At 60.1% G+C, this 25187-nt stretch carries 26 protein-coding genes, 1 other RNA gene and 2 pseudogenes; 17 read left to right on the forward strand and 12 right to left on the reverse strand.

Annotated features, from left to right (window positions below; all coding sequences use genetic code 11):
* Positions 1–6 precede the first annotated feature (6 nt).
* Both B0G77_RS40460 and B0G77_RS45110 read left to right on the forward strand, forming a co-directional pair.
* A complete protein-coding gene (locus B0G77_RS40460; protein ID WP_133667447.1) occupies positions 7–3003 on the forward strand; it encodes a Tn3 family transposase in 2997 nt (998 codons plus the stop codon).
* Positions 3004–3188: 185 nt separating this feature from the next.
* Positions 3189–3482: a LysR substrate-binding domain-containing protein gene (locus tag B0G77_RS45110; protein WP_279571395.1), complete on the forward strand. Its 294-nt coding sequence runs from the start codon at positions 3189–3191 to the stop codon at positions 3480–3482.
* 93 nt (positions 3483–3575) lie between these two features.
* Here the strand turns inward: B0G77_RS45110 and B0G77_RS45420 are convergent, their stop codons facing one another.
* The gene (locus tag B0G77_RS45420) at positions 3576–3704 is read right to left on the reverse strand and encodes a hypothetical protein (RefSeq protein ID WP_279571384.1); all 129 of its coding nucleotides are present in this window, start codon (positions 3702–3704) and stop codon (positions 3576–3578) included.
* 71 nt (positions 3705–3775) lie between these two features.
* Positions 3776–4252: a DUF302 domain-containing protein gene (locus tag B0G77_RS40470; protein WP_243751494.1), complete on the reverse strand. Its 477-nt coding sequence runs from the start codon at positions 4250–4252 to the stop codon at positions 3776–3778.
* A gap of 98 nt (positions 4253–4350) precedes the next feature.
* Between B0G77_RS40470 and B0G77_RS43705 the strand changes: the two genes are divergently transcribed.
* The 3 genes from B0G77_RS43705 to B0G77_RS40480 all read left to right on the forward strand — a co-directional run bounded on the left by B0G77_RS43705 (position 4351) and on the right by B0G77_RS40480 (position 5850).
* A complete protein-coding gene (locus B0G77_RS43705) occupies positions 4351–4950 on the forward strand; it encodes a hypothetical protein (RefSeq protein WP_166656389.1) in 600 nt (199 codons plus the stop codon).
* Positions 4922–5191: a transfer-messenger RNA gene (gene ssrA / locus B0G77_RS40475) on the forward strand. Before B0G77_RS43705 ends, ssrA begins: the two co-directional genes overlap by 29 nt.
* Before the next feature lie 278 nt (positions 5192–5469).
* Positions 5470–5850, forward strand: coding sequence for a GNAT family N-acetyltransferase (locus B0G77_RS40480; protein WP_133667449.1), 381 nt, complete (start codon positions 5470–5472; stop codon positions 5848–5850).
* Positions 5851–6142: 292 nt separating this feature from the next.
* On the opposite strand, the gene B0G77_RS40485 is transcribed toward B0G77_RS40480, so the two are convergent.
* From B0G77_RS40485 to B0G77_RS40490, 3 genes and pseudogenes are all read right to left on the reverse strand, one after another.
* On the reverse strand, positions 6143–7096 hold the full coding sequence (locus B0G77_RS40485; RefSeq protein ID WP_133667450.1) for a hypothetical protein: 954 nt from the start codon (positions 7094–7096) through the stop codon (positions 6143–6145).
* A 575-nt stretch (positions 7097–7671) separates the two neighbouring features.
* Positions 7672–7848, reverse strand: a complete 177-nt coding sequence (locus tag B0G77_RS43710) for a hypothetical protein (RefSeq protein ID WP_166656390.1) — start codon at positions 7846–7848, stop codon at positions 7672–7674.
* A gap of 435 nt (positions 7849–8283) precedes the next feature.
* Positions 8284–8466, reverse strand: a pseudogene (locus tag B0G77_RS40490) (hypothetical protein); the annotation flags it as partial.
* 21 nt (positions 8467–8487) lie between these two features.
* Between B0G77_RS40490 and B0G77_RS40495 the strand changes: the two are divergent.
* A complete protein-coding gene (locus tag B0G77_RS40495; protein WP_133667451.1) occupies positions 8488–8679 on the forward strand; it encodes a hypothetical protein in 192 nt (63 codons plus the stop codon).
* A 30-nt stretch (positions 8680–8709) separates the two neighbouring features.
* On the opposite strand, the gene B0G77_RS40500 is transcribed toward B0G77_RS40495, so the two are convergent.
* Entirely contained in the window at positions 8710–9936 is a 1227-nt protein-coding gene (locus tag B0G77_RS40500) for an MdtP family multidrug efflux transporter outer membrane subunit (RefSeq protein ID WP_347814220.1), read from the reverse strand.
* On the opposite strand from B0G77_RS40500, the gene B0G77_RS40505 reads away from it, so the two are divergent.
* Together B0G77_RS40505 and B0G77_RS43715 are read left to right on the forward strand one after the other, a co-directional pair.
* Positions 9929–10858 (forward strand): IS30 family transposase, encoded by a 930-nt coding sequence (locus B0G77_RS40505; protein ID WP_133667452.1) that lies wholly within the window; start codon positions 9929–9931, stop codon positions 10856–10858. The two genes, B0G77_RS40500 and B0G77_RS40505, sit on opposite strands and share 8 nt — an antisense overlap.
* 322 nt (positions 10859–11180) lie before the next feature.
* Complete coding sequence (locus B0G77_RS43715) at positions 11181–11324, forward strand: hypothetical protein (protein ID WP_166656391.1); 144 nt, start codon at positions 11181–11183, stop codon at positions 11322–11324.
* 159 nt (positions 11325–11483) lie between these two features.
* Here B0G77_RS43715 and B0G77_RS40510 read toward each other — a convergent pair whose 3' ends face one another.
* Together B0G77_RS40510 and B0G77_RS40520 are read right to left on the reverse strand one after the other, a co-directional pair.
* Positions 11484–11789: a hypothetical protein gene (locus B0G77_RS40510; RefSeq protein ID WP_133667453.1), complete on the reverse strand. Its 306-nt coding sequence runs from the start codon at positions 11787–11789 to the stop codon at positions 11484–11486.
* Between the two features lie 386 nt (positions 11790–12175).
* Positions 12176–12835: a TetR/AcrR family transcriptional regulator gene (locus tag B0G77_RS40520; RefSeq protein ID WP_133667454.1), complete on the reverse strand. Its 660-nt coding sequence runs from the start codon at positions 12833–12835 to the stop codon at positions 12176–12178.
* Positions 12836–13266: 431 nt separating this feature from the next.
* Here B0G77_RS40520 and phaZ point away from each other — a divergent pair, with 431 nt between their 5' ends.
* From phaZ to B0G77_RS40540, 4 genes are all read left to right on the forward strand, one after another.
* Positions 13267–14541 (forward strand): polyhydroxyalkanoate depolymerase, encoded by a 1275-nt coding sequence (gene phaZ / locus B0G77_RS40525; RefSeq protein WP_133667641.1) that lies wholly within the window; start codon positions 13267–13269, stop codon positions 14539–14541.
* A gap of 56 nt (positions 14542–14597) precedes the next feature.
* Entirely contained in the window at positions 14598–14846 is a 249-nt protein-coding gene (locus B0G77_RS40530) for a hypothetical protein (RefSeq protein WP_133667455.1), read from the forward strand.
* A gap of 70 nt (positions 14847–14916) precedes the next feature.
* Entirely contained in the window at positions 14917–15123 is a 207-nt protein-coding gene (locus tag B0G77_RS40535) for a hypothetical protein (RefSeq protein WP_133667456.1), read from the forward strand.
* 156 nt (positions 15124–15279) lie between these two features.
* Positions 15280–15729 carry a hypothetical protein gene (locus tag B0G77_RS40540; RefSeq protein ID WP_133667457.1) on the forward strand — a complete coding sequence of 150 codons (450 nt, stop codon included), beginning with the start codon at positions 15280–15282 and terminating at the stop codon, positions 15727–15729.
* Here the strand turns inward: B0G77_RS40540 and B0G77_RS40545 are convergent.
* From B0G77_RS40545 to B0G77_RS40555, 3 genes and pseudogenes are all read right to left on the reverse strand, one after another.
* Positions 15701–15934, reverse strand: a pseudogene (locus B0G77_RS40545) (pantoate--beta-alanine ligase); the annotation flags it as partial. The gene B0G77_RS40540 and the pseudogene B0G77_RS40545 sit on opposite strands and share 29 nt — an antisense overlap.
* 210 nt (positions 15935–16144) lie before the next feature.
* Positions 16145–17692: a long-chain-fatty-acid--CoA ligase gene (locus tag B0G77_RS40550; protein WP_133667458.1), complete on the reverse strand. Its 1548-nt coding sequence runs from the start codon at positions 17690–17692 to the stop codon at positions 16145–16147.
* A gap of 15 nt (positions 17693–17707) precedes the next feature.
* A complete protein-coding gene (locus B0G77_RS40555; protein ID WP_133667459.1) occupies positions 17708–18493 on the reverse strand; it encodes an SDR family oxidoreductase in 786 nt (261 codons plus the stop codon).
* A gap of 236 nt (positions 18494–18729) precedes the next feature.
* Between B0G77_RS40555 and B0G77_RS40560 the strand changes: the two genes are divergently transcribed.
* The 5 genes from B0G77_RS40560 to B0G77_RS40580 all read left to right on the forward strand — a co-directional run bounded on the left by B0G77_RS40560 (position 18730) and on the right by B0G77_RS40580 (position 24068).
* Positions 18730–19665, forward strand: coding sequence for an NmrA family NAD(P)-binding protein (locus tag B0G77_RS40560; RefSeq protein ID WP_133667460.1), 936 nt, complete (start codon positions 18730–18732; stop codon positions 19663–19665).
* 90 nt (positions 19666–19755) lie between these two features.
* Complete coding sequence (locus tag B0G77_RS40565) at positions 19756–20613, forward strand: alpha/beta hydrolase (RefSeq protein WP_133667461.1); 858 nt, start codon at positions 19756–19758, stop codon at positions 20611–20613.
* A complete protein-coding gene (locus tag B0G77_RS40570) occupies positions 20610–22196 on the forward strand; it encodes an AMP-binding protein (RefSeq protein WP_133667462.1) in 1587 nt (528 codons plus the stop codon). Before B0G77_RS40565 ends, B0G77_RS40570 begins: the two co-directional genes overlap by 4 nt.
* A gap of 28 nt (positions 22197–22224) precedes the next feature.
* A complete protein-coding gene (locus B0G77_RS40575) occupies positions 22225–23025 on the forward strand; it encodes an enoyl-CoA hydratase/isomerase family protein (RefSeq protein ID WP_243751495.1) in 801 nt (266 codons plus the stop codon).
* Positions 23026–23045: 20 nt separating this feature from the next.
* Positions 23046–24068, forward strand: a complete 1023-nt coding sequence (locus tag B0G77_RS40580) for a nitronate monooxygenase (protein WP_133667463.1) — start codon at positions 23046–23048, stop codon at positions 24066–24068.
* A gap of 191 nt (positions 24069–24259) precedes the next feature.
* Here B0G77_RS40580 and B0G77_RS40585 read toward each other — a convergent pair whose 3' ends face one another.
* Complete coding sequence (locus B0G77_RS40585) at positions 24260–25066, reverse strand: SDR family NAD(P)-dependent oxidoreductase (protein ID WP_133667464.1); 807 nt, start codon at positions 25064–25066, stop codon at positions 24260–24262.
* Positions 25067–25187: the final 121 nt, after the last annotated feature.

Raw genomic sequence — 25187 nt, forward strand, 5'->3', positions numbered from 1 at the left:
CCCGGCGTGCCAGTCAGTTTTGTCACCGCCGATCAACGGGACGGCTATGGTCGCTATGACGGTTCGCCGTCGCCGGAAGAGCTGACCCGCTATTTCCATCTGGACGACGCGGATCGCGTGCTCATCGGGCGGTGTCGCGGCGCTCATAATCGCCTCGGATTCGCCTTGCAACTCTGTACGGTGCGATTTCTCGGCACCTTTCTCGACGATCCGGTCGCCGTACCCGACACGGTGATCGCGACGCTCGCGCGTCAGTTACATATCGATGACGTTGATCTGGCCGCCTACCGTGACGGCAAGCAGCGCTGGAACCACACCGTCGAGATCCGCCAGCATTCCGGCTACCGCGCATTCTCGGATGCTGTCGTTGGTTTTCGGCTTTCGCGCTGGCTGTATGCGTTGTGCTGGACAGGCACCGACCGGCCCGGCGCGCTGTTCGAGCGCGCAACCGGCTGGCTGCTTGCTCACAAGGTGCTGCTGCCTGGCGCGACGATGCTCGAAAGCTTTGTCGCACGCGTGCGCCAGCGCGTGGAGACACGACTGTGGCGCATGCTTGGCAGCGGTCTGAGTTATGAAGCACGCGCGAATCTTGAGGCGTTGCTCTCCAGCGTGCCAGGCAGCCGGAGCTCCGTGCTCGACCGGTTGCGTAGCGGCCCGGTTGTCGTCAGCGGACCTTCGCTGGTACGCTCGCTCGAACGTCTGGAGGCGGTGCGGGCGTTGGGCATCCGCCTGCCGATAGCGGCTCATATTCCGCCGACCCGGATTGCCGCGCTGGCGCGCTTTGCCAATACCTCGAAGGTCACAGCGATCGAGAGATTGCCGCCGGCGCGACGTCTCGCCACGCTCGTGGCCTTTGCCTACACACTTGAAGCGAGCGCGCAGGACGATGCGCTGGAGGTGCTCGAAGTCCTGCTCAGGGAGTTGTTCAACAATGCACAGAAAGCCGACCAGAAATCGCGCGTGCGCAGCCTGAAAGATCTCGACGCCTCGGCCATCAAGCTCGCTGGCGCCTGTACGTTCCTGCTTGATACCGACCTGCCGGCGAACAAGGTGCGCGATGCGGTGTTCAAGGAAATTCCACGGGATGAACTCCTCAACGCCCTGCAGGAGGTCAGCACGCTGGTTCGTCCGCCGCAGGATGTGTTCTATCGTGAATTGCAGGGACGTTACCGCTCCGTGCGACGCTTCCTGCCCGCGCTGCTTGAGCACATACATCTTGATGCAGGTCCAGCCGGGCGGGCGGTGGTTGAGGCGCTCAAATACCTGCACGTGATGGAGGTCGATCCGAAACGGGATGCCGAGCCTCCAATGGCGGTCGTGTCGAAATCCTGGCAGACGCACGTCGTGCCGAACGAGGGCGAGGTGGATCGGCGGGCCTATCTGTTCTGTACGCTGGATCAGTTGCGAGTCGCACTGCGTCGGCGTGACGTGTTGGCGGCACCAAGCTGGCGGTACGCCGATCCTCGCAAGGGTTTGCTGACGGCGGTCGAGTGGGACGTCGCCCGCCCCGTCGTTTACCGCTCGCTCGGGTACACAGCGAATCCGTCGGCGATGCTGGCTGCAATGGCGCAGGAGCTGGATCAGACCTACCGCGCCGTCGCGGCGCGCCTGCCTGACAATCCCTTCGTGCGTATCGAGGCCGATGGCGACAAACACGAACTGATATTGACGCCGCTCGACAAGATCGAGGAACCCGAGTCGCTTATCGCACTGCGTGCCATCGTGGCTGAACGGCTGCCGCGCGTCGATTTGCCAGAAATCATCCTGGAAATTGCTGCGCGTACGGGTTTCAGCAAGGCTTTCACCCACATCAGCGAGCGTGAGTCGAGGGCCGACGATCTCACGACCAGTCTATGCGCTGTGCTGATTGCCGAGTCGTGCAACACCGGGTTCGAGCCCCTGGTCCGGCAGGATATGCCAGCGTTGCGTCGCGACCGGCTCGCGTGGGTTGCCCAGACCTATATTCGCGACGACACCCTGTCTGCCGCGAACGCCATGCTGGTCGCAGCGCAGAATCAGATCGAACTGGCGCACATCTGGGGTGGTGGCGAAGTTGCGTCGGCCGACGGCATGCGCTTCGTGGTGCCGGTGCGAACGGTTCATGCGGGCCCCAATCCGAAATACTATGGCGTCGGCCGCGGCGTCACGTACTACAACATGGTATCGGACCAGTTCACCGGCATGCATGGCATCCCGGTGCCGGGCACGCTGCGCGACAGCCTGGTACTGCTGACGGTGGTACTCGAACAGCAAACAGAACTGCAGCCGACACAGATCATGACTGATACCGGTGCCTACACCGATATCATCTTCGGGTTGTTCCGCCTGCTCGGATATCGCTTCAGCCCACGCCTGGCCGATATGGGCGGCACGCGGTTCTGGCGGATCGATCCGAGCGCTGACTATGGCGAACTCAACAAGATCGCACGACAGCGGGCGCGACTGTCAGTCATCGAGCCGCATCTGGACGACATGCTGCGCCTCGCGGGCTCCCTGAAGCTGGGCAGGGTATCAGCCGCCGGTATCATGCGCACGTTGCAGGTCGGCGACCGGCAGACACAGTTGGCAAAGGCACTGGCCGAATTCGGCCGGATCGAGAAGACGCTGCACACGCTCACGTACATCGACGACGAGGCAAAACGCCGAAGCACGCTGATCCAGCTAAACCGAGGCGAAGCGCGCCATGGGTTAGCCAGAACCGTGTTTCATGGCAAGCGTGGCGAATTGCGCCAGCGGTACCGGGAAGGACAGGAAGACCAGTTGAGCGCGCTCGGACTGGTCGTCAACGTGATCGTGTTGTGGAACACCATCTACATGGAGGCCGTGTTGAAGCAGCTTCGCAGTGAAGGTTACCCGGTGCAGGACGAAGATGTTGCTCGCCTGTCGCCGCTCATCCATGACCACGCCAACATGCTCGGCCGTTATTCGTTCGCCGTGCCGGAAGCAATCGTACGCGGAGAGTTAAGACCACTCAGGAAGCCCGGCGACGATGCGAACGTCTGACGGGCCGTCAAGGCTCGCAGTTTTCGCGCTGGCCGTTTGTTTTTGCCGTCGCCTTATTCCCTGAAATAGGCTTTCCGCGAATTTATATAACCTCAAAGCTTAAAGGGGTTTTCTGTTCCGTTACTCCTCGTACCCCGATTTCGGGGATCGAACTGGCTCGGTGCGGGCCCGCCCAGACGTGGGAGCTGCATGGTCCTGAAGGACAGCGTACCGCTGTCGCGTATCGGCTTCGCATACGTTGCGACGATGCATTGATGGTCCGTTCATGCGTGCTTGCCGGCAGCGGCGTGGCCGCGTTGCCACTACCCCTTTGCCGCTCCGATCTCGAGCAAGGCCGGCTCGTGCGCGTCTTGCCTGACTGGCATATTCGCTCCGGCACGCTCAGCATCGCGCTGCCGTCGCGACAGGGCTTGACACCCGCTGTGCGGGCGACCGTCGGCTTTCTCGTCAGCGCACTACCCGCGTATCTGAGTGACTAGCCAGTGCTCTCATTTTTCCGGGCGGCCCAAGCGCACATGCAAGCGATGTGTAGATAGGTAACTGTCCGCGAGCCTTTCGTAACGCGTGGAGATTCAGCGAAAAGGCTTGATGCGGTTGATGAAGCGCTCGGCGACATTGCGCGAGCGCTGCAGCGTGGACAAGCGTTCAACATCCGTGCAAGCGGCTGCTTTAGAGGGCGATATGGAGTCCTGCTCACGCAATCAAAATTCCACAACCCTTTCAGCAATGCACGAATGAGCTGCAACACGGGGCCACGCCCGTCCTTGCGCACTTATTCCTGTCCAGCCACCGCACGCAAGATTGTCGGGACCTGCTTTAACGGAGCGTACAGATTGGCGGCGATCCCGTATCCATTTGCCAATTCTTGTGTGACGTCCTGATAGTCGACATGCACGCCGTGTTGATCGTCTTCCCAGATGACGGCCCTGAGGGGCAATTGCAATGCAGCATGCGGATTCCTCTGCATGATCGGGGTTCCCGCCTTCGGATTGCCGAACAGAAAGAGCCTCGTGGGACGTAAGGTGGTGCCCGCCTGCACAGCAGCGCTGCTCTGGTCGATGTCTGCAAACAAGGTTACGCCATGTGCCGCGAGGTTTTCCTTGAGGCGGGATACGGTTGTCTGAAAATCGTAGCGACTCTGAATTGTGGTAACAGAACCAGGCAATGTGCTCGTAGTCTCGGCGTGGGTCACGGCGGGCACCATCCAGCAAAGGACAAGAAGAGAAAGGTGATTCAAGCAGCGCTTCATTTCAGTTCCGGCAAGGGCGACCCACAGAGTCTACCTCGGGCTCGGGCGGGGAACAACGCATCGCGGACCAACCGGCAGCCACCGATCGCTCAAAAACCATGCACGCCCCTGCCCCGCCGTTGAAGCTGGCCAGGGTCATTTCACGTCTGAAATGCTGGGTTACCGATTTCGACCATTTGACTCATTTCCAGCAGGACCTGGACTGCATGCTCTTCCTGTCATTCAGAGAGATTGCGCCGGGCCGGATCCTGACTGATCGAATTCGCGAATCGTCGCTCAGGCAGAAGCTCGCCGACGGCAAGAGCGAGCAGGAGGGGCTCGTCGAACTCGCCGCAGAAGTGCCATTGAAGCGGATCGGTCAGCTCGAAGAACTCGGTGCGCTGGTCGCCTCCTGGCCTCTGGACGCGCCAGCTACATCAACGGTGCGACCATCGAAGTGGGTGGCGGACTGGGAAACGGGATCCTCTGAGCCTTTGAAACGGCGCCACGAACAACATGGATCAAGTGCGTTGTCGCCTGCACGACGCCGGCCACAATGGTCCGACATACGCACCGGGACCGCGTTCAGCGTCGATGTTGGCGATCGAGCAAGATATTTCCAACCTGGAGCGACAGCACGGTATCAAGACAAGAATACGCCCTTGAGTAAATTGCTTCGCATTTCTGAGCGCCTGCCAGAAGAGTTGACGGTAAAGTGAGCCCCACCATCGCAAGGTGGTGATTGCTGTAACTCCTTTGACGTGAAGGCGTACTGGACGCGGGTTCGATTCCCGCCACCTCCACCAGATGACGCGTTTGGCAGAAGCGCCATCTGATGGGGGTGTCCCGGTTTCGACAGGGCGAGATAGCGAAGAAGGCAGCAGGAAAGGTGACCGACCTAACCGGCACAAATCCGTAACTGCAAATGATGGCAGCTACACCTTGAGAGCTAACGGCTAACATCCGGTTTTGCTTCTCCGAGTTGCCGCCCCATCGCGCAAGTGATGCTTGGGAACAGAAAGGGCGGCCCCATCGTCGATGCAGTGAAACCGGGCGCATTAAATGGCTGCGTCGCCGGACCAGCGTAACCGGCACCCCACTCCGATCAGCCAGGCGATCAGTTGCCGTGAGACTTCGCTTCACCGAGGACAAAGCATGACTGAAGCAATCTGGGGGCGCGCTCTGTTCAAGGTCGGAACTATTGTCGATTGGATCAACACCTGTTTGGCGCTTTGAACATGGTCGAATACTCCGAAGAAGAGGGGCGGGAATTCATCACGCGACGGTTGCGGGTATTCGCCGTGGCACCGCGACAAGCGGCCCAACTCTGCCGGTCCCTGCTCAAGGACGAAGAAGTTTCCGGGCTGGTTCCGTGGATGGATGGAAAGTCCGCGAAGGAACTCGATCAGGAGACACTTCGGATCGAACTCCTCTGTGCGGCCGGTGGTTTGAATGTCTGGGCGATTCAACTGCTCGAAGATCAGGTCATCGTTGGCGCGATCATTGAAACGTCGTCGCTCGCGGGCAGCAATGTGGAAGCGATTCTCGGGAGGGACTGCTGGGGGCATGGGTTCGCGGATGAGGCGCTCGCTCCGGTACTGCATTGGGTGGCGTCGTGAATCAGCGAGATGCGTGCAGACTGGCGATCGAGAAAAACTCGCTCCTCGTTGAAGACTTCATATGTCTTCACGTATCAACATTTTCGGCACCCGGCGGCGCAATGCGCGTGATGGCAGCGGCAGTAACAGAATTCTTCGCATGCATTCCTGGATAAGGCCTCACCCGGCAGATTTATTTTGCTAAGCCAATAGCGTCGAAGCCGATCGACATCAAGACAAACGGCCTGCTTCGCGTGAACTCTCATTCGCCCGTCTGAGCGTTCACGCGCTTGTCGAGCCTAGCCGAGCGTGGTCATCCCAACCGTGACTCGACTGCGCCATTGCCGGAACGGTAGCCATCGCGTGCCAGCTTGATAACCGCCTCGTATTCGTAGGGACCGACTTTCTTCGGAGCGTGCCTGACTTTATGTCCCGGCTTCTTTTTCGGACCGTTCATCGCATCGACGAGTGCGTCGTTGTCGAGTGGGGCAAGGCTCTTGTCGGTCTTGAGATGATGGTTCACCAGATCTTGCACGATGGTCTGTTTGTGTGCGTCGTGGACGTTCTGATCGGCGAGCACTTCCATGAATCTGTCGAATGCTTCGGCGTATTCAGGGCGTTTCGGATCTCTGTTGTAGTCCTTTCGCGTATTGCGGATGCCCTTTGCAGCTTCATACGGCCATTTCCATAGTCCAGTTCGCGGCTCGTCCACGAACGCAAAAATGCCATCGATCATCGCGTACACGGGGGTTAGCGGCACAGACATGGTTCCCATAACAATGTCGCAGGCTTGTCTATCGCGAAGTTTCGCCTTCTGCTCCGGTGTATGCCTGCGGATACCGGCGTCTTGAACCGTCAACCAGAATTGAACCGCTCTTTTGGGGTCGACCGGGTGTGAGTTCTCCGATCCGGTGAACATCTCTTCGAGGCGAGCAGAGATGCTCGCTCGCGTCTCTTTGCCTAACGTTTTAACATATCGATAGAGGTTGGTTGAATGCTTGCTAAGCGCGAGCCCGTGGTTATCGTCTTGATGCAATTTGTCCATCCGGGCAATATGCTCGTCTATAACGGCTGCTAATTCGCTCTCCGAAGTGATGGCGACTGCCACTACGCTCCTGTTTAGTGGTTGGAGTCCTGCCACTAGCGCGTCATCGCGGGTGGCAGGGGAAGTGCTGCGGCTGGGTGGAGGCGTATCTTCGTTGAGGTCACGTGAGGAATCCGCGCAGCAAATTGAATTACTTGAATAATTTCTGGAAATCGTGGTCATTTGCAGCTCCTGAGGTAATGAGATTTCCAAAGTTTGAACGAAACCGATAACTCCTGACGCCCAATGCGCGAATTCCTATTCGTAAAAGCGAAGCTATCGTGGCACGTGGATTTTCCAAAACATTTCAGATTCGACTCGCGCGTGCGGAGGAGCGGATCGGCAGCGGCGGTCGCCCCGTGTCTTGTCTATGAAACAAGGGGGCGCCGCGTTGGTGGCCGTTGGTTTTCTGGTGGCGACATACTGGCTTTTGAAAGAATTGAGGCCCCCAGGTCGCCTCAATCTTCCATCGACCTTTCGCCGCTTCAATGGAAAAGCATTTTCAAGATCTATACCCAATGGTAGGGAGAATTCGGGTCGTGTGGCGGAGTTGGGAGTTCAGATTCAGATTCATGTTTAGCCGGAGCTAGGTGCGGATTGTTTTCGGCATCAAATTCCCCATTGGAATTGGGTATGAGATAGTACGAATCTATGATTTGATCGATGGGTGGTTGTGATTTTTGGTGTGCTTCGGAATGCGCGTATTCATCAACAGCGGGCATGTTACGAACCGCTTTATGTGCCTTTGATTTAAATTTTCATGACGCTGCCTTTACCAGACCGCCAAGTACTTCTGATACATTTAATTTATTACTGCCTTCCAGATTTTTGACCTTCTTTTCTGGATCCTCATCAAACTCTCCGTGGGAGTTAAATGAGGAAAGAGACTCAACTGAGGAACGGGAAGAGTTAGATGAATGACGTTCAATTGGCATGCTAGTTTCCTTGTGAAATTAATCGCTCTTGTCCAGCCGAATCAAGAGATTCGAGTGTTCTCTGAACTCGTCAGTTTTCCAACCCAATCAAGGGGCCAGGAAGCGATGAACAGCCGACCAGTTCCACGCGCTGTCCACCTCAAGGCGCGTCAAAATGCAGTCACTCCCGCAGCAGTGACCTCCGCCCAAACGCCAGATAGCGCGACAGTTCGCTCCGCGTAGAAGCGGTCCGGTTTCCGCAGCCACGACTTCCGTTCACCGAATCTTGGGTTGTCACAAGGTAACAGGTGTCGCCGCGCCCCAGGTGTAAGCAACTGTAGACGCGGTTACTGCTTGTGAGCGCCCCGACAACCTGGTTCGTGAGGACGAACACTTTTTCGCGGCTTGGTCTGTGATGTCCAACGAGGCGAGGTTGGGGAACGATATCGATGGATTTCAGAGGGTTTGCGCCGTTGGGGTAGTCTGGAAACCAGGCGCAGTAGCGCGGCGCCTGAGCGCCTCGATGCTGCGCTGGCGCTGCTGTTCTTCGTAGCGCTGCTGTTCTTCGTAGCGCTGCTGCCCCTCGTTGACGAAGGCTTCGCCACGTGTGAGCATGAAGTACACCATTCGCGCGTACTCAATGGTGGGCGGACGCGGGCAATGTGGAGGATTGCCGACGGTGCCGGGCCGTCGTGCTCAGGACTGCGAGGATGCACTGGCGCGGGCCGGCCCTTCCTCTATGCGCAAATCGAGATTCGCGAGATGCTCGCGGACGGCTCGATCGACATCCTCGGCAAGTTTGGCGACCTGTGCCACGCGGAATTCGCGTCGCTGCGCGCCCAGCAGTTCTGAAACCCGCTCACGAGCCGCTCATTTCCCCATTCATCGCGGCTTGAGTTCGACAGGCGGATCGGCGCGATAGCCGCCGCCGAGCGCCTTCGTCAACGCGATCTCCTGACTGAGCATCTGGCCGTTGAGCGTGAGCAGCGCGACCTGTTCCGCGATCACGGGCTGACGTGCCTCGAGCGCCGCCAGGCGGCTGGTGAGTCCGCGCTGATAGTGCGCTTCAACGCTGTCTCGCGCGAACGCGACGGATTCGATCCGTTGCTTCTGCAACCCGGTCTCCGCATCGAGGGCCTGCAGACGGCTGCCCGTCTGCGCGACATCGCGTACCGCATTCAGGACGGCCTGGTTGTACTGCTCGATCAACAGGTTGCTGCCCTCACGTGCGCCGCCAAGGTTCGCGTTGAGCCGGCCACCATCGAAAATCGGCAGATACAGGCCAGGGATCAGGTTGATCTGCTGGCTTGCATGCGTGAAGAGGTCGGAAAGATGCAATGCGTTGTAGCCGAAGAACGCCTTGATGTCGAAGCTCGGATAGAACGCCGCCTTCGCTGCGTCGATCCGGTCGAACGATGCCGCCACGTACCAGCGCATCGCCTGAAGATCGGGCCGCCGGGCGAGGAGTTCATAAGAGAGCGTCGCGGGCAAGGCCGCTTGCGAGCGCGGCAACGCAACGGGCTCGATCGGGGGCAAGCCGTTCGGTCCCGCGCCGATCAATGCTCGCAACGATTCGCGAATCTGCCGTATCTGGCCTTGCGCCGAAACGATCTGCCGTTCGATGGCCAGTTGCTGCGCACGGGCTTCTTCGAGCTGCGTTCGGGGCTCCAGGCCGCGCACCGCGCGCGCGTCGTGTGCATCCACCGAGAACACCGCTACCTCGCGCGATTCGTTCAGCAGATCGATAAGCTGGTAAGTCGTCTGAATGCCGTAGTACAGCTGCGCGACGTCGGTCGAGATTTCGAGTTCGACGGCGGACGTCTCGGCAAGCCGCGCATTGCTCACGCCGAGCGACGCGGCGACCTGCGCGCGCTGTTTGCCCCAGATGTCGACGTTCAGACTTGCGCCAAGCCCGACGATGCCCTCGGTGTACCAGGGGCCCGTCAGCCCCAACGCAGGTTCGTTCATCGCGAACGGGCCGAGAAAGCCGTTCGCGGAAACGTGCTCGCGATCCAGCAAGGCAAGCGCCACCACCTGAAGGCTCGACCCCGTTCTCACAAGCTCGACGTCCGACTTTGCCTGCGCGACGCGGGTTCGCGCAATCAACATCGTCGGCGCATCGGCGAGCGTCAGCCGTGAACTGGCGCGTAATGCGTGTCCGGTGCGCGGCTACGCTTCGGTAGTCGCGCAGACCATCAGTTCGAACCGGCGGGCTGCAGCGCGCACGCCGGGTAAGCTGAATCCCCAAGGCGCACTGTGGCGCATTGTGCTCAGTCTGCTTAGCTGGAAGTGGTCGCCGCAGCAGATCTCCGGTACGCTGACGCGCATGTGGCCCGATGACCCTTCCATGCACGTCTCGCACGAGACCATCTACAACGCAATCTATGCACACCCGCGCGGCGAACTGCGCCGCCAGCTCATCTCGTGTCTGCGCCAGGCTCGCAGCACGCGAATGCCACGCAGTCGTGGCAACGACAGACGGGGCAAGATCGCCGACATGCTGAGCATCCACGTACGCCCGCCTGAGGTGAACGATCGGGTCATGCCCGGGCACTGGGAGGGAGACTTTATCAAGGGTGCGGGCAACCAGTCCTCCGTGGGAGTTCTGGTCGAGCGCACCAGCCGGCTTGTCCTGCTCGCGAAGATGGAGGATGCCACCGCCGCCTCAGCGCTGGCCGGCTTCACCGCCAAACTGAACTCCATCGCCACGCCACTGCGTCAGAGCCTGACCTATGATCAGGGCAAGGAGATGGCGCGGCATCCGGAACTCACCGCCGCCACCGGCGTGCGCGTGTATTTCTGCGATCCTCACAGCCCATGGCAGCGTGGCACCTGCGAGAACACCAATGGCCTGCTACGCCAGTATCTGCCCAATGGCACCGATCTCTCGGTCTACAGTCAGGACGACCTCGATGTCATCGCCGACAGCCTCAACGGCCGGCCCCGTGCCACACACGCATTCCACTCGCCGTTCGAAGTCTTCGCCACCATGCTTGCACTTGCCTCTCGACCTGATACTTCCGTTCAATAAGCCTTGTGTTGCGCTTCACGTTTGAAACCGCCCAGTCGAGGATCCGGCCTCGAGCCAGCTGACTGCCCTCGACCGTCTTCCCAAATTCACCGGCGTCGTCGCTGATCACGGTCACGCGTTCATCGCTCGCCACACCGTTCCGGCTGAGGAACTGATCGAGTCGCGCTGCCGCTGAGGTTACTTCCTTGTGCACATACGCATACAGTTTTGGGGGACCGTCAGTGAACGTCGCCCGTCCCGCGACGATGTTCACGTGGCGGCCAGGGTCTCGCCCGGGGTCGCAATTGCGTAGCCATGCCGAGTCGACGCTCACGGCGGCGACATGACTGCATTCGCGAACCTGTTCGTCTGCAACAGCCGGGGGCAGCTGCGCGATGTCACGCTCGATATCAGCGTCGAGCTGTTTTCCAAGGCCAAGAATCCGATCGCGGATGCCACTCGACGAGATGCCCTTGTCCAGCGGTAGCAGTTCCTTGAGCATGGCCGTCGCCTGCCGGTAGGGCAAATGAGCTACCCACTTCGCCTCAAGGTATTCCAGCTCCGGCGTGACGCGTCTGGCTAGCGCTCTCGACAAGGGGTGCATCACGCGCTGCTCCGTCTGCGCAGCCCCTTGACACGAGCACGACTACAACCGCGGACTCTTCACGGTCACTTTGCCGTAGACGGTACGCAGCACCGTCGAGCGGCTGTGTTTGTGCCTCAGGGCGGCACCGCAGCTCTCACAATGGGTCTGGCTTGCGAACCACCGCTGTACCTGTTTCGAAATAAGTTCGGTCTGCACCTTCGCCAGCAGCGACCGCCCTTCCGCGAGAGACAGGCCCGGGGCCGCAAGGCTGCAATCAGGGCGCTCAACGACGGCCAGAATTCCGTCGCCCTCCTCGAGCGTGTCACTGTCTCCGTCGACCAATCGTGCTTCGATGATCAACCGCATGGCTTGCTCCCACCGTTGCGAGAGCGATTAGCGTACTCCATGCCAAACGGGCAACGCCACCGAACGCACAAGTGGCTCCTCCGTGGGAGCCTCCCCAGCTTTTGCACGCTCTCGACGACGTTCGGATAGCCTTTGCTGACAGATCTAACGGACAGCGAGTTAACGTCAGCGCGGTTGCTCCGGAGATTCTCGCCACGCTGACGCTCAAACATACCGCCGCGACTTCCTCAGCGACCTCGTTCGGCAATTCGGCCACTGGGTCGGCCTGTGCGGTCGATCGCGACGCGATGGACTCATCCCACACCTGCTTGAGGCGATTTGACGAGTGCTGCCTCCGCGCCGCAATAGTCGCAGAAGGGCTGGGGACGGGCGCTAAGAGTGCGGCCTTATTGGGGCGCTTTGCTCAGCGCTTTCCAAACCACTTTTGCGGCGGCCCGAAACGCGTCCAGATCGGGCGCGTTTTCTCCAGCGCGACGGATAAAAACGACCAGGCCTTGCAAGTGCGAGATGAGCAAGGCACCACGCAGCGCGCATTCTCCAGACGTCAGCGCCGGGTTTATTTTCGCGACAAGGGTCGCAAAAATTTCCTGGAATTCCCCCGTGATTTCAGCCGTCAAATCGCGCGCAAAAGCCTCGTGCTCAGCCAGACTCCAACTTTCGAGGGCGAAGGCGCTCACGTTTGTGCCAGGCCCCGTCAGTGCAGCAAACGCCTCGTCGACGATGGCATCGAGGCGGGCTTCCGGCGACCGAAGCTTATCCCTGGCGATCGTTCGATAAAGCTCAAGGTAGCGGTTGGCCATCGCCTTCAAAGTGGCTCGCAACAGGTCTTCCCGGGTACCGAAGTAGTGCTGCAGGGTGCTCAGGCGAACCCCCGCGTCGCTCGCGACCCGGCGTTGCGTGAACCCGGCGTTACCTTCGCTAGCGAAAACGCTGATCGACACCTCGAGGATCTCCGGCACGCGGGTCGTTCTGTTGCCTCGCCGCCTAGGCTCCTCTGGCGCTCTAGAGCCTAGCATTTCCGCCGATGTGATGATCATTTCTTTCATCTGCGCCCAACTCCTCAGTGACGGGTTATCTCCGCAGGACAGTGCGTTCCGGCAGCCCAAATGGTGCGCCCGACTCAGCTCGCGCGTGGCTCAAGCGGCGATTCCTCAGTGGGTATCTCCGGGCCACCAGGAAGCGGAAGCCGAAGCCGAAGCAGCCGTCCCTTTGTGTCATCCGACATATACATGGTAGGTCAAAAAACCAATTAAGCATAGCAAACACACTGCCAAGCAGAAGCGTAACGACCAATTGTCTAGGTCTGACCCATTAACTGTCACTAAATCCTCGTACCTATTGGTATTTCCCCTCCCTTTACCGGGCTTGATTATCGGTCTTTCGACCACTAGTATTTGGTCATAAGACCTATTTCAGCAGGCCCGATTGCTGGATGCGTCGAGGCGGCTGCTGTAGTGAAGGAGAAGCTGACGTGTTGATGTCCTACCCCCTGCGCGAGCTGCAAAATGCGATCTGGGCGCCGTTCCTTCCCTGGCTGCAGGCCACCGCCAGCTTTTTTACATCTCCCGACCACGCCCCTTCCGCACTGCCCACCTGTCAGATCGCGGCCGGCTGCGACCTGTTGGTGCGGCTCTGCCAGCGCTACCCGAAACCCGAATTCGGCCTGACCGACACCGTCGTCGACGGTCAACGGGTCGCGGTGACCGAAACTGTAGTGGTGGACCAGCCGTTCTGCCGGCTGCTGCATTTCCAGCGCGCCACGCCCCACAGGCATCCCGTCGCGCTGGTCGTCGCACCCCTGTCGGGCCACCACGCGACGCTGCTGCGTGACACCGTGGCGGCGATGCTGCCGGATTTCGATATCTACATCACCGACTGGGTCGACGCGCGCCAGGTACCCCTTTCCGAGGGGACGTTCCACCTCGACGACTATGTCGCATACGTGCGTGAGTTCATCAGCTTCCTCGGCCCGGAAATTCACGTGGTGTCGGTCTGCCAGTCGACCGTGCCGGTGCTGGCCGCTATTTCGCTGATGGCCGCCCATGGCGAAGCGACACCCAGAAGCGTGACGCTGATCGGCGGCCCGATCGACGCCCGCCGAGGTCCGACGACCGTCAACGAATTCGCCCTCAGCAAACCGCTCGACTGGTTCGCGCGCGAACTGATCGATACCGTGCCGGGTAACTATCCCGGTGCCGGACGCAAGGTGTATCCCGGCTTCGTGCAGCACGCGGCCTTCGTGGCGATGAATCCCGAGCGCCACCTGGATTCGCACCTGCGCTACTACGGCGACGTGGCGGCCGGCAACAGCGAAGCGGCCGACGCACATCGCCGCTTCTACGACGAGTACAACGCCGTGCTCGATATGACGGCTGAATACTACCTGGAGACGGTTCGGGTGGTCTTTCAGGAGTTCTGCCTGGCGCGCGGCGACTGGCGGGTGCGTGGCGAGCACGTTCGCCCGGGCGCCATCAAGGCCACGGCGCTCATCACCGTCGAAGGCGAACGGGACGATATCTGCGGGCGGGGCCAGACCCACGCGGCCCACGATCTGTGCACGGGACTCGACGCCTCGCTCAGACACCGCCTGACGGCGCGCGGCTGCGGCCACTACGGGATTTTCTCGGGCAATGCCTGGCGCACCGCGATCTATCCGCAACTTCGCGACCTGATCTATCAGCACGAAGCGCGCGCCAGTGACGAGTCAGCGGCCGGTTTGCACAACGAATTCCTCGAAGACGTGGCGGCGTGACGGCGCACGACGAGGGGCGTGGCCGGGCAACGGCCCTGTGGTTGAAGGAGCAGCAGATGAACACCGATCAAAAGTCCTTGCGTTGGCTGATCGACAAATGGCTGGCGCCAACGCCGGCCATGCCAGTTCGCCTGATCCGATACGGTCTTGCGGGCTCGCGCCAGAGACGCTGCGTACGTGTGGAGTCATTGCGTCCGACAGGCTTGCTGGCGATTTTCTTCTTCCAGCACGACGACGGATCGTGGTGCGTGTTCCCGCCCGCGACCAGAGGGCCGGTGATGCATACCTACCCACGAACTGAATAGACAGATTTCGCACGTACGAACGGGAAGTCTGGCTGGCCTGGTCGGCCGTGTGATAACACGGGAGAACGGAATGAACATCCTGGAATTGGCGGGGGATTCCGGAATGCTGGTCGTACTTGACGGCAGGATCGGTCGCACCGAGTACCGAAGCGTCCATGGATCCCTGGATGCGTTTCAGCGTTTTGTTCATGCGTTGAAATCGGCATTGGCGAATGATGAGGAATCCGATTGGTCTCGATGTCGTGGCCGCCTGTGCGGGGAGTCATCGTCATCTTGAAGACATGGTGCCGGAGCGCCGCCAGGGAGGCCCTCTCCCTGACCTGGGAATGCGCATCTGGCCGCTGGCCATGTAACCGGAGTGCGTGCAGGACACCCTGGTGCCGGATCGTATTCGCCCACACCGGGGAGCAAGTTCAATTGAGTGGAGAGACTGATGAAGGTTTCCGCAATCTACGCCTGGGTAACGGTGTTTGCTGCAATCGCCGCTGGGCTCCCTCCGGGCTCGTCCTACGCCTACGCGCTCGATCCGCAACTCGACTGTAGATCGAACGCACACGCGTTCATCGCCCCGCTCCTAAAGAGCCGGTATATCGATTCGAATCCGATGCGCGTCGAAGCAAACTCGGTCAACGCATTTCGACCGGCGCACGACAGCAAGTTGATGGCATTTGGCTTTCCCGTCTACGCCGTCCTGGGGTATGAACACGACGATGCACTGTTCAAACACGGAGATGGCCAGCCCGTCACGGACTCAGCCTATGGCGTGGTAGTACTCGGCCCCGCCGAGTCAGTAGAAGCACACGTGCGCCAGGCCGGAAGCGGCGCTGTCATTCATCAAGTTGTCCCCCTCTTGCTCACGGCCATTTTCTGCAGCGGACCGTGACGCGCTCGGCGGGGTTCTGTCGGAACTCACCCTCGAGGATGTCGCCCAGATCGTGCGGCGAATGCACGCGGTATCCCTGCGGCTCCGGGTAAAGGTCGCGCTCGGTCTGCGCAAACAGCAGGTAGACGTTCTCTTTCTGCAGCTTCTCGATATCGGCTTCGAGCGTGCGCGGATATTTGTCGAGATCTTCGTTCGGCTGGAATTGCCAGGCTTGGCGGCCGGGGCAAGGATCGACAAGGCAACATAGTCGTATGGCCATCGCTGACGCTGGCGCGCCTACGCTCTCCAAGCCATCGATACCATTCCGTCGTGATCACCAAGAGCCTTCGGGCGCCTCTCTCTCGCACAACCTGGCGCACGCACTGCCGACGCTCATCCCCGAACTTCATCACGTTGAATCCACCCTGATCTAGCCTCACGAGTTCGCCTTCGCATACGAGCGGCGCAATTCCACCTTACTGATCTTGCCGCTGGTCAATCTCGGAAGCGCGTCGACGAAGTCGATGCTCTTCGGGCACTTGTAGCCGGCAATCAGTCGCCTGCAGTGCTCGATCAACTCCGCCTCGGTGACGGTGGATTCGGACGAACGCACGGCCACAGCCTTGACCGCCTCGCCCCAGCGATCGTTGGGCACGCCAATCACGGCCACGTCCGCAAGGCCCGGGTGCTCGATCAACGCCTCCTCGACTTCGCGGCAATACACGTTCTCGCCGCCGGTGATGATCATGTCCTTCTTGCGATCGACAAGAAAGACGAAACGCAGTTCATCCATCCTCCCGACGTCACCAGTGCGCAGCCAACCGCCACGCAGCGCTTCCACAGTTGCTGGATGGTTGTTCCAGTAGCCCATCATGTTGCTGGCCGAACGCACCAGCAATTCGCCAACCTGCCCGCGAGGAAGCTCATGGCCGTCATCATCGGCGACGATGACTTCTGTGCCAACCGCCGGTTGTCCGACCGACGCCAGACGCACGATGTCTTCATTACTTCCATCGGGTCGATGAAGATGCTGAGGCAGCACGGAACCATTGCCGCCCTCGGTAAGACCCCAGCCATTGATCAGGATGCGACCAAAGCGATCGATTGCTCGGCGCAGCACAGGCAAAGGCATAGGTGCAGCGGCATAGATGATGCACTTCAGGCTCGACGTGTCGTAGCGCTTGTGGTTGGGCAGATCGAGCAGACTCTGAACCATGGTTGGCACCATGTGGACATGGGTGATTCGCTCAGCCTCAATGGTCCGTAGTACCTCCTCCGCGTCGAAAAGCCGCAACAACACGACGGTTCCGCCGCGCAGGTGCATTGGCAGTTGCTGCGAGCGCGCGCCGACGTGGAACAAAGGAGCGATGACCAGAGCGCGATCGCCCGGCAGCATGGCCTGATACGCGGCGGACTGATCGGCCATGAACGCATGCGCGTGGTGGCTGAGCATGCAGCCCTTTGGGCGGCCCGTCGTGCCGCTGGTGTAGATCAGACACAACAGGTCGTCAGGCGACGGGCGCAATGGCGCGCCTGCTGCGTCTCCATCTGCGATAACCGCCTCGTAAGGCTGTGCCCACACCGGAACGTCGGCACCCACACAAATCCAATGCTCGATCGAGGTCAATTTCGTACGCAGGGCGTCCACTATCGACACGTACTGGCTTTCGAAAATGAGCGCCCGTGGCACGGCATCGCGCAGCACGTATGCAATCTCCGAGGCAGTCAGGCGCCAGTTCACCGTCGTTGCCACGAATCCGGAAAATTCAGCTGCTCCGAACACCTCAAGATATTCGGTGCAATTCATCGCCAGTATCGCTACCCGATCCTGATGGCGCATTCCGAGTTTATAGAGCCCGCTGGTCAGCCGCCGCACACGGTCCGCAAACTGGCGAAAGCTGAGCTGACGCCCCTCGAAAACGCTGTGGATGGCGTCCGGATAAAGCGCGGCGTTGCGTTCGATAACCTCTCTCAACCCGATCATTTACGCCCCCGGGGTCTAACGGAAAGAAATGGTGTGGCCGCCATCCACCGCAATGGTCTGGCCATTGATGTAGCCACCTGCCGATGAAGCCAGCATGACGGCCAGCCCGGCGATTTCATCTACTTCACCAAAGCGCCTTGACGGGTTGCGCTGCTCGTACCACGCGACCATAGCGGGGTCCTCCCATTGAGAGCGCGCCATCTCGGTCTTGAAGGTGCCGGGCGCGATGCAGTTGGCGCACACGCCCTTGCTCGCAAATTCCATCGCCATGTTGCGAACGAACTGCATGTCGGCTGCCTTGGTCAGGCCGTACGTGCCTGTGAGCGGGTCGCCAAGCAAGCCGACAATCGAGGCCACGAGAATAAAGCGCCCATAGTTGCGCTCGATCATGCCCGGCACGGTCATCTGTGCGAGCCAGACGTTGCTCTGCACATTGACCTGCATGAATTTGTTGAAAGTTTCGTCACTCAGATCGAGCACGCTGCCTACCCAGGGGTGGATTGCTGCATTGGCCATCACGATGTCGACGCGACCCCACCGCTCATTGGCGGTATCGATCACCCTCTGCAGTTCGTCCCTACGCCCAATGTTGCAGGGTGCGGCAATCGCTTCGCCTGTTTCCGAGCCGGGATTGGCATTGATATCGGCTGCGGCGGCTTCGCAGGCGTCGGCCTTACGGCCGCAGATCGCGACTTTCGCACCGTACTCCGCCATACGACGCGCACTTGCAAGACCAATGCCGCGGCTGGACCCGGTGATGACGGCCACCTTACCACTCAAATCGAAAAGCGTCGAAGACATGGATTCCTCGGTTAACGAAGGGCCACTGAAACCACCTGCACGACGTGGGGCTCATGGCGAGTTTGCACGAAAGCACACGTTAACAATGTGAACAATGTATGATAATGCGAACGCCTGGCACTGTCATCCACAGTGTATAAAAGGGCGCACTCGATACATTCTTATGCCGTGACGCTCGACTCAGCGCCTGGTTAAGTCGGCCTGAGTTCCGGATGGAAGTTCGACAAGGAGACGCAATGACTCGATCAGCAGATACAGTCCTCGTCACCGGTGCAACCGGTGCGCAGGGTGGCGCGACCGCACGGCACTTGTTGGGCAGTGGACGCCGCGTACGCTTCCTCACACGCGATCCACAGTCTGCGGCCGCGCGCGCCCTCGTTGCAGAGGGCGCGCATGCCGCACCGGGAGATCTTGGCGATGCCGCGGCCGTTGCAGCGGCAGTACAAGGGGTGGATGCCGTCTTTTCGGTTCAACTGCCCGACGTCAGGGGCGAAGACAGCGAACGCCGCCATGGTTTCGTGCTTGTCAACGCGGCGCGGGCCGCCGGTGTGCCGCAATTCGTTCACACGTCAGTGGCGCAATCTGGAAACCACACGAGCTTTCCTGGCTGGGACAGCAGCCGCTGGTCGAAAAAGTACTGGACCGATAAGTGGGAGGTCGAAAACGCCGTGCGCACCGCGGGCTTCGCAAATTGGACCGTGCTGCAGCCCGCCTTCATGATGGACAATCTGGCGCGGCCCAAGGTCGGCTTTATGTTTCCTCATCTGCACGAAGGCGAGTTGCTAACCGCGCTTCTGCCTGACACAAATCTGGACTTCATTGCGGCCGATGACGTGGGTGCATTCGCTGCGGCTTCGATGACTGACCCGGCGCGCTGGCATGAGCAGAGTATCCCGCTCGCCGCCGAATCGCTAACGATGTCCCAGGTAGCCGCGACACTCGCCAATGCGCTGAAGATAAATATCAGGGCGACGCACGTGAGGCCGCAGGATACGATCGCGCGCGGCATCTCTCCGGGCTGGGTGAACACGCAGGAATGGATCAACGAGGTAGGCTATCGCGTCGACATCGACAAGGTGAAGTCGTATGGACTTCCGCTGACGTCTCTGCGGGAATGGGCCGAGGCGCATGGCAGTTGCATTCCTGCATCCAACGCCCCTACCCATGAATAACCTGACGACACCGGGCCTGAACGCCGGCCCGCGAATGCCGCTGGCGAGTTGGCATCACGCCCGACTTCAAACAATGATGGAGTCTGCGTGATGACGAGTGCGGTGCCTTCGTGGTTCGAATGGGCTTTGCAACAGCCACGCCAGTCGCATTTCACGGATGCCAGCGGCACACGCATCCATCACGTATCATGGAACGCGGGCGACACCCACAAGCCCGGCTTGCTGTTCGCGCATGGCTTCCTGGGGCACAGCCACTGGTGGGACTTTATCGCTCCATTTTTCACTGAGCAATTTCGCGTGTTCGCGTTTGATTTCAGCGGCATGGGAGAGAGTGGTCATCGCGACGAGTACCGATCCGACAGTTTTGTTCGTGACTTCGCCGCCGTGCTTAAGGCCGCTGCCATCGCTCCCGGCGTTATTGTGGCGCATAGTTTTGGCGGCTCGCGCCTCCTGCAGGCGTGCGCGACATTCCCCGAACTGATCCGCCACGCAATCGTGCTCGACTCATACTACATGCTGCCTGGCGATCTACGTCCCGTGATCGACAGGCGCCCCGCACCGCGGCCGTATCCCGACGCCAATACCGGCATGGCGCACTTCCGGCTTATCCCTGGACAGGACTGCGAGCCGTGGTTGATCGATCACCTTGCCCGGACCTCCCTGCGTCAAACTGAGGCGGGTTGGACCTGGCGCTTCGACCCATCGCTGCGCCACGTTCAGCCGGTCGATGGTGATGAGAGTCTGCTGAGCCGCATAACGGTCCCCGTGACCTATGTACACGCGGAAATGAGCGCGGTCGTCAGCGCCGACAGGGCCAACAGAATCGTCGCAGCCATCCCCAATGCGCGGGGACCCGTCACTATGGCTCAGGCTCACCACCACCTTATGCTGGATCACCCGTTGGCACTCGTCGATCTGCTGCGGAGTTTGCTGGAGCAATCGTCATGAAAGCGACGGCTACCTACAGTGACTGGATACCTGATGTCCCGTTGAACGTACTGTTGTCGAGGGCTGCTCAGGCCAACCCTGCGACGCGCATGCACTTTCACACTGAGGAAGGCGTGACGAGCGTCACCACGTTAGAGCTGACCAGGCACGCAGCTCGACTCGCTCGCGGCCTGCGCGCCGTCGGTCTGCGTCGCGGCGACGCTATTGCCATGCAACTGCCAACGCAGCGGGAAACCGCGGTACTCTACCTGGCTGCACTGGAGATCGGTGCCGTACTGGTACCTGTTGTGCACATCTACGGACCTGCCGAAGTTCGGTTTATTCTGAAGCAGTCACGGGCGCGATTCCTCTGTGTACCTGAGCGCTGGCGTGGGATCGATTTTCTGGAGCGTGTCGAGGCGCTCGGCAGCCTGCCAGATCTGGAGCGTGTAATCGTTGTGGGTGATTCCACGCCTCAAAACGGCATCACGCTGAGGGCGGTCGAAGCACTTTCGCTGGACAGGAAAATCAACGTCGATGCGTCGCCCCCGCAGCCGCAGGATGTTTGCCTGCTGCTTTATACCTCAGGAACCACGGCTGCCCCAAAGGGCGTTCAGCACACTCACCAGACTGTCGGGGCCGAGTGGTCGATTCCGTTCATCGACGGCTCGGGGCCCTATCTCACCCCCTTCCCCGCCGGCCACATCGCCGGCTTCAACTTCCTGCTCCGTCCTTTCGTGACCGCCACTGACATGGTGTTCATGGACCGTTGGGACGCACCGCTTGCGGTCGAACTGATCGAGCACTACCGTGTTCGCCTGTCAGGGGGAACACCGTTCCATCTGCAGGGCCTGCTCGAAGCAGCACGTCACAGCGGACGCGACCTTTCATCTCTGGCCACTTATGGACTGGGGGGAACCGGCGTCACGCCCGAACACGTCGCGCTAGCCGACCGCGCCGGCTTCGCTGGCACGCGCGCCTATGGCCTGACCGAACACTCGACGGTCAGTACCGGCTGGTGCGACAGCCCATTCACCGAGCGCGCGTGCACAGACGGTCGCGTGCAACCTGGCAGCCAAGTGCGCATCGTCGACGAGTTGGACCGTGATCTGGCAACCGGAAGTGAGGGCGAGATTCTGACAAAGGGTCCCGAACTGTTTGTCGGCTACACGGACCCGTCACTCAGTACAAACGCCTTTACCCCCGACGGCTGGTTTCGTACAGGCGACATCGGCAAGCTCGATGCGGCGAACTGCCTGACGATAACCGACCGTAAAAAAGACATTGTGATTCGTGGTGGCGAGAACATCTCATCACAGGAGGTCGAGCGTGTGCTGGCCACACATAACGCGATACGGGACGTGGCCGTGGTGGCCCAACGCGATTCGCGGTACGGCGAAAAGGTATGCGCTGTCGTCGTGCTCCAGAAGGGATCCACGCTCGACCTCGCCACGGTGCAGAGACATTTCGCCGAGGCAGGAGTAGCGCGGCAAAAGACACCCGAAAATCTGCTTATCGTCGAAGAATTGCCACGTACGGCATCCGGGAAAGTACGTAAAGGCGACCTGCGTGCGCAGGTCAATTTGCAACTGGCTGGCTCATGACAACCAGAACACAGAAGGAGACACTCAAGTGATTGACAGCTCCGCTAGCATGTACGGAATGCCTCCCCAACTGCAGGTCACGGCTGACGGCCCACTGCGGTTTATCACCCTCAACAGGCCGGACGAACTGAACGCATCGTCCACTGAAATGTTGTTTGCCTATGCGGATCTATTTGCCCGGCTCGCGAAGGATAGCGAAGCTCGTGTCGCGATCCTGACTGGCTCGGGACGTGCATTCAGCGCAGGCGGAGACTTCCACCACTTCGTCAAGACACTCGATGATCCGGCGTTCGCGCGCGAGGTTCAGGAGAATGCGCGCCGTGTGATTCATAGCATCATTGATTTGCCGATCCCTATCATCGCCGCTGTCAATGGACCGGCAGTCGGATTCGGCGCTACCCTCGCAACGCTCTGTGACATCGTGTTGATGTCGGACCGCGCGTTCCTCGCCGAGCCCCATATCAATATCGGGCTGGTAGTGGGTGACGGAATCTCGGTGTCGTGGCCGCTGTACATGAGCCTGTTGCGCGCCAAAGAACTTATTTTCACCGGCGACCGGATCACGGCACAGCAGGCGGTCGAGTATGGCCTCGCGAACCGTGTGGTCACCGCTGACCAGTTGATGGACGAGGCCCGCAAACTTGCGGACAAGCTACTCGCGCAGCCACAAATTGCGCTGCGGGAAACCAAGAAGATCATGAACACCTTCTTGCGTCAGAGCGCGTCGCATGTTCTCGACACCACGCTGGCGACTCAGCTTTCCGCGACGCTAAGCGACGAACATCATCAACTGGCCCGGGCATTTCTGGCTAGGCAAGCGCGCAGCTAGCTTGCAATCCGGAGTATTTCATGCGCCCTCAGCTTTTTAGAACGCGTATTACTGATCTTCTTGGTATCCGGCATCCGGTATTGTGTGGTGGCCTCGGTCCGCGTGTCTCCGACGCGGCCTATGTGGCCGCCGTGGTCAATGCCGGCGGCGTGGGTTTTATCGTGGCGGCGGGTTTCGCAGACCCTGACGAATTCCGCGTGCAACTCAAGCGCTGTCGCGAACTAACGGCAGGGCAGCCTTTTGGCGTCAATCTGTACATCTCACGGCAAAGCGGTGGACTTGCCAGGGTCACCGAGCAGATTCGCATCCTGATCGAAGAAGGGGTTTGTTGCGTGGAGACTGCCGGCGCCAGTCCAGAGCCCGTCATCCCTGTCTTGCGTGAGGCAGGTGTGAAGATCCTGCACAAGGTCCCAGCCATCAAATATGCCCGCAGCGCCGCCCGTCTGGGCGTCGATGCCATCATTTTGGTGGGTAACGATTGCGGAGGGCACCCGGGCCTCTTTGGCATTAGCAGCATGGTGCAGGGGGCGCATGGCCCTTCGGTCATCGACCTGCCCATGGTGATTGGTGGCGGCATTGGCACAGGTCGGCAAATGGCTGCCGTACTGGCCATGGGCGCAGAAGGCATCATCATGGGATCCCGGATGATGGTTGCGGAAGAGCTGTGGATACACGAAACCTACAAAGCGAAAGTCGTGCGTGGAGACGGCACGGAGACCGTCGTGGTGAAACGTGCGATTGATGATCCCCATCGCGTCCTTCTCAACGACAGCGCTCGCGCCGTACTCACACTCGACGATGCAAAAATCACCGACTTTGAACAGTTTCGTCCCCACGTGATGGGGGCGCTTGCGCACAAAGCGTATTTGAGCGGGGACACGAGTCAGGGCATGCTGGATTATGGTCCCGCTGTCGTCTTCGCCGATGCCGTGAAGCCTGTGGAAGCGATCTTTGACGAGATTATCGATGATGCTGCAATCGCCATGAGACGTCTTAACGGTTTGGAAACGCCAGGCAACCGATGTGACGCAGAATTCGTCTGAAATATCTCGTTGCGAGCCTTTCATCCAACCTCGTCGCAGCGGAATCGTTCCGATGGAGATTGCCTGCTGCATTCAGGCGGTACAGCAGCGCTCCAGGAGGTATCGGCAGCGTCCAGATGCGAAAAACGTCGGCACGAGTCCGCCTAAGGCTACGTCGATCGGCGGCGTGATGCGCATGTCCTCGCCCTGTATCAACTCACCATGAAGCCTCCATCGACCGCGAGCAGTTGACCCGTCACATAACTCGAGGCCGAACTCGCGAGGAAAAGAATTACATTGGCGACTTCAAGCGGGTCAGCCATTCGTCCAAGCGGAATCCGGCCTTCCCCAATAATCGGCCCGCGAATCTTGAAGGTATGGCTAATGTTCTGACCACCTTCCGTGCGCATACCGCCGGGCAGCACCGAATTGACGCGAATGTTGTCGGCCGCGAATTCGCTGGCGAGCGTGCGCGTCAGGCTGTCGACTCCGCTCTTCGCGGCATCGTAATGCACATTGACTCCCCATAGCGTCGTGCGTACTGCCCCAACCGTCGACACATTGACGATCGCTCCGCCTTTTCCGGCCGAGCGCATGTGCTGGATGGCTTCGCGGACGCAAAGAAAGGTGCCGCGCGCAGTGACGTGATGCATGCGGTCCCATTGTTCCACGCTCATATCGAAGAACTCGGCCTTCGATCGATCCGCCGCGTTGTTCACCAGGATATCCGCGGCGCCGAAGTGATCGATGGAGCGCGCGAACAGTTGCTTCACGGACGCCTCCTCCGACACATCCGCCTGTACTGCGACTGCACTCCCGCCATGACTTTCGATTGCATCGGCGGTAGCCTGCGCCGCTTCGAGATTCAGATCTGCGATCACCACTTGCGCGCCCATCCCGGCGAACAGTGCCGCCGTCGTGCGACCAAGTCCCGAGGCGGAGCCGGTGATGATCGCGGTCTTGCCTTCCAGACCAAACGTGCTCGCAAGCCGCGCATCGATTGCTTCGCGTGAATTCATATCGGTGCCCTGGTTGTACTGTTCGGGAGGGGTGCACGAACACGTCGATTACAGCATCTTCAGGCCGCAGAAGACGCTGCTGGGTCCAAACACCCAGGAACCATGGTTGTCGGTCGGGAGG

This window comes from Paraburkholderia sp. BL10I2N1, from assembly GCF_004361815.1.
GTDB lineage: Bacteria > Pseudomonadota > Gammaproteobacteria > Burkholderiales > Burkholderiaceae > Paraburkholderia.